Origin of the sequence: Sphingobacterium tenebrionis, assembly GCF_037126265.1 — a bacterium.
In the GTDB taxonomy this organism is placed as follows: Bacteria; Bacteroidota; Bacteroidia; order Sphingobacteriales; family Sphingobacteriaceae; genus Sphingobacterium; species Sphingobacterium tenebrionis.
Genome location: NZ_JAYLLN010000077.1, coordinates 1 through 1,306, shown reverse-complemented (window position 1 = coordinate 1,306; position 1,306 = coordinate 1). Strand labels below are relative to the sequence as shown.

The following is a 1,306-nucleotide window of genomic DNA, read 5'->3' as shown; positions in this document are numbered from 1 at the left end:
AATTCGATTTTAAAACATGGAGAAGGCTATACGCCTAGACCTAAAAGTTTAGATATGTTTGTAAACACTCCTCATGGTGAAGTATTAGTGGAGTGTTTGTCCTCTGGTTATAAATCCTCTTTAACAGTTTTATTAGGGATAATTAGAGGGATAGAGTCCTCTTCAACAACGAACCTAGTGAACGAATTTAATGGAATAATAATTATTGATGAAATAGATTTACATTTACATCCGCAATGGCAAGCTAAACTTGTAGATGTTATTAGAAAGCTAGTACCTAAAGCGCAGGTGATTTGTACGACTCATAGTCCACATATAATCCAAGCTGCAAAACCAGAAGAAGTAATAGCTTTAGGAGAGGATGTTAATGGTAATATTTCTGTTAAGGAAATTCCATCTCCTAGCGAATATGGTTTTCAAGGATGGACAATTGAAGAGATTCTTACAGATGTAATGGGCTTAGGACAAACAATGTCGTCTTTATTTATAGAGTCGTTAGAAAAATTTAATGTAGCTTTGCGAAAAAAAGATAGAGAAATGTTAATGTGTGAATATAAAAAACTTCGAGAAATGGTTCATCCTCAGAATCCTTTAGCGACATTACTTAGTGTGCAAGCTGGCGAGTTAATGATTTGGGAGGATTTAAAATGATTTATGTAGAAAGACCTTCCAAGCCTTTAAACCTTACTGATGAACATGTTCAAGCACTCACAGCTAAATTTAAAAAGACTAAAAGTGCTGTTTGGAAAAAAGATTATATTGCTGAGTCTCTTATGAAAATGACTAATAATAAGTGTGTTTTTTGTGAGTGCAGGTTAGGAGAAGAGGGGAAATATATGGAAGTTGAGCATTTTTATCCAAAGTCATTGTATCCTTCAAAAGTTATTTTTTGGGGAAACTTATTTCCAATTTGTAGTCGTTGCAAAAAAGCAAAGGGAGATCATGATACTCAACTCTATCCAATTATTAATCCTTGTTTAAATAATCCAAAAACACATTTGTATTTTGAAAATAATAGTATCTTCGATAAAGATTCAAGTCATTTGGGAATTTTAACTGAGAAAGTATTGAATTTAAATGACACGAGGCAATTAGCTGCTCCACGTTTTTTAGTTGGAGCGAGTGTAATGAAAAAGCTGCAAGAAATTGCACAAGCGGTCAACAGATATGATAGACAATCTGCAGTTATTGGGGATCCAGTTCATAGCACAGTACAATATCGTGGTCCTACAACCCCATATCTGCCGTAACAGGTATGGTTTGGGCTCTTTCCCGTTCGCTCGCCACTACTTGGGAAATCATTGTT

The 1,306-nt window shown here is 34.8% G+C and carries 2 protein-coding genes; both read left to right on the top strand.

Annotated features, from left to right (window positions below; translation table 11 throughout):
* The coding region (locus VJ786_RS16535; RefSeq protein ID WP_336558060.1) for an AAA family ATPase at positions 1–651 on the top strand (651 nt) is incomplete at its 5' end.
* Positions 648–1,250 (top strand): HNH endonuclease family protein, encoded by a 603-nt coding sequence (locus tag VJ786_RS16530; protein ID WP_336558059.1) that lies wholly within the window; start codon positions 648–650, stop codon positions 1,248–1,250. The genes VJ786_RS16535 and VJ786_RS16530, both read left to right, overlap by 4 nt.
* Positions 1,251–1,306 lie beyond the last annotated feature (56 nt).